Consider the following 2,426-nt stretch of genomic DNA (forward strand, 5'->3'; position numbering starts at 1 on the left):
TTCCTCGAGGCGCACGAAACCCTCGCCGCCTTGATGGTGGACGGGCAACTCGACGAACAGCGTTGCATCGACGTGGTCGGCGGCCTGGTGCGCCAGATTTCCGACAACGGCTCACGGCGCGTCAGCGCCTTCGGCGAGACGGTGGCGTTGCTGTATGCCCAGGGCAAAGTGGCAGCGGCGGCGCGCCTTGAGCAGCTGTGGGACACGCTGACGCAGCAGCATCGCCTCAGCCTGCTGTGCGCCTACCCGATGAGCGCCTTTCCAGATGAGGGGCACCGTCACGCCTTCGCCTGCATCTGCGCAGCGCACTCGCGTGTCAACCCGATCGAGAGCCTGGGCGACGCTGCCGACGAGCCTCGAGCGCTGCACCGCACCATCGCCCTCTTGCAGCAGCAAGCCAACGCGCTCGAGGCCGAGTTGCGGCGGCGCCAGGACGAGCTCACGCTGGCTTCGCAGAGCGCGCGCATCGCGGTGATGGCGCCAGCACCGGCGCCGCTCCAGAGCCTGGCCAGCCACGAAGGCGGGGCGCCGCCGACCGGCAGGTCGCATGCTGCAGTGCGCGCGCATCGACCGGCCCGTTTGCCGCTCGGCGGCGACGGCGCGAAGAGCTTCCTGACGGTGGAAGCCGCGGCCGGCCAACTGCTGCTGAGCCGCCCGCACGTGCTCAAGCTGATCGCCGAGCAGCGCTTTCGCGATGTCGTTCGGCATGACGACGGTGCGCTGCTGATCCCGGTCAACGAGGTCAACCGCGTCGCGCGCGAACTGCGCGTTTGACGGGGGCACCATGCCGAAGGGGCTTGCCGCTCCAAGCCAGACGTTTTGCGTCAGCCATCTGAACGAGGCCGATTTCAAGACCGGCGGCCTGCGAGGCTATTCGGCCTATCGAGACCTCGGCATCGCAGCGGCCACGAGCGGTCTGGCGACCGCGCACGTGATCCGCATGATTGCGCCGTTCGACGAGCAGTTCAGCGAGCGCCACCTGCACAAGGTCGACTTCCAGCTTGTCTACGTTCTCAAGGGATGGTTCAAGACGGACTTCGAGGGTCATGGCGTGCAGACCCTGAGCGTGGGATCGTGCTGGCTACAGCCGCCGGGCATTCGTCATGCCGTCGTCGGCTGGTCGGATGATTGCGAGTTGCTCGAAATCATCCTTCCGGCCGAGCACGAAACGGTCAACGAGCCGTAGTACGGGTCGCGGCGGTCGCGACCGCCGCTGCGCCTCAGCTGGCCCTGAACTTCAACGCCACCCCGTTGTTGCAGTAGCGCTTGCCGCTCGGCGCCGGCCCGTCATTGAAGACGTGCCCGTGGTGCCCACCGCAGCGCGCGCAGTGGTATTCGGTGCGCGGCAGGCCGAGCTTGAAGTCGGTGCTCGTGTCGAAGGCACCGGCCAGGGTGGTGTGAAAGCTCGGCCAGCCGGTGCCGCTGTCGAACTTCATGTCCGAAGTGAACAGCGGCAGTTCGCAGCCGGCGCACAGGTAGCGCCCCGGGCGCTTCTCGCCATTGAGCGCGCTGCTGAAGGGGCGCTCGGTGCCCTCGCGGCGCAGCACCTCGTATTGCGCGGCGCTCAGGCGCTGCTTCCATTCGGCCGCGCTGAGTTGCACCGGCTCGGGGTGCGTTGGCGTGGCGGCGGGCGCGGCGCTGGCGGTGCGGCGCGAAAGACCCAGGCCGGCCAGCAGGCCGAGCAGCAGGCGTCGTGTCATGGCGTGGCTCCTGTCGTGGTGGTGCGTGTTGGTCGCGTCAGACGCGGCGACCTTTCGCGGACGGAGCAAACGCGCGGCCCGTCGAGCCTCCCTTGGCGGCAAGACGTGGCCGCCGCCGCGGCTATGCATGGCTCGACCTGCGTTCGCTCAACGAGCGCGTGGCCGGTGAGACCGGTTTCGTACGAGCCCATGCGCAGGGCGACGCGCTCCAACACCGGCGAGATCGTGCTCGACCGCGACCAAGGCTACGTCACGCTCGACACCCCGCGCGCCCACGCATGCGCTGGCCGACTTCAGCTTCAAAGGCGCCCTGACGGGTGGCAACAGTGGCGCTCGAAGTCACGCTGCGCAACGACCACGTCGCCCGCCTCACCGTGCTCGACATGAACGGCATGCCGCTGCGCACCGTGCCGCTAGCGCGCGCCGACGGCGCGCTGCGCTTTGCCTTCCCGGCCGAGGCGATGTACGTGGTGCTGCATTAGGTAAACGGCGGCCTTGCCCTCAGGCGGGAACCAGCGCGTCGAGCGGGCTGCGCACTGCGCCGCCGCCCACCTTCAACACATGCGTGTAGATCATGGTCGTGCTCACGTCCGAGTGACCCAGAAGCGCCTGCACCGTGCGGATGTCGTAGCCCGCCTGTAGCAAATGGGTTGCAAACGAATGCCGCAGCGTGTGCGGCGTGGCGGGACGCTCGACTCCGGCGCCCACCACCGCCCGCTTGAACGC

General features: G+C 68.5%; 5 protein-coding genes. 3 read left to right on the plus strand and 2 right to left on the minus strand.

The annotated features are described in order from the left end of the window. Both RMO12_RS06935 and RMO12_RS06940 read left to right on the plus strand, forming a co-directional pair. Positions 1-774: MEDS domain-containing protein (locus RMO12_RS06935; RefSeq protein ID WP_309638722.1), on the plus strand; the 774-nt coding region annotated here is incomplete at its 5' end. Between the two features lie 10 nt (positions 775-784). Beyond that, positions 785-1,186, plus strand: a complete 402-nt coding sequence (locus RMO12_RS06940) for a cupin domain-containing protein (protein ID WP_309624251.1) — start codon at positions 785-787, stop codon at positions 1,184-1,186. A gap of 34 nt (positions 1,187-1,220) precedes the next feature. Here RMO12_RS06940 and msrB read toward each other — a convergent pair whose 3' ends face one another. Beyond that, entirely contained in the window at positions 1,221-1,700 is a 480-nt protein-coding gene (gene msrB, locus RMO12_RS06945) for a peptide-methionine (R)-S-oxide reductase MsrB (RefSeq protein WP_309638723.1), read from the minus strand. Positions 1,701-2,017: 317 nt separating this feature from the next. On the opposite strand from msrB, the gene RMO12_RS06950 reads away from it, so the two are divergent. Continuing rightward, the gene (locus tag RMO12_RS06950) at positions 2,018-2,182 is read left to right on the plus strand and encodes a hypothetical protein (protein ID WP_309638724.1); all 165 of its coding nucleotides are present in this window, start codon (positions 2,018-2,020) and stop codon (positions 2,180-2,182) included. A 19-nt stretch (positions 2,183-2,201) separates the two neighbouring features. On the opposite strand, the gene RMO12_RS06955 is transcribed toward RMO12_RS06950, so the two are convergent. Beyond that, positions 2,202-2,426: tyrosine-type recombinase/integrase (locus RMO12_RS06955; protein WP_309638725.1), on the minus strand; the 225-nt coding region annotated here is incomplete at its 5' end.

It is taken from the genome of Methylibium sp., from assembly GCF_031393925.1.
Taxonomy (GTDB): Bacteria; Pseudomonadota; Gammaproteobacteria; order Burkholderiales; family Burkholderiaceae_C; genus Methylibium.

Bases quoted from the DNA above. Each gene is read 5' to 3' on its own strand.
- msrB (WP_309638723.1), bottom strand. From the start codon at position 1,700: ATGACACGACGCCTGCTGCTCGGCCTGCTGGCCGGCCTGGGTCTTTCG.
- RMO12_RS06940 (WP_309624251.1), top strand. From the start codon at position 785: ATGCCGAAGGGGCTTGCCGCTCCAAGCCAGACGTTTTGCGTCAGCCAT.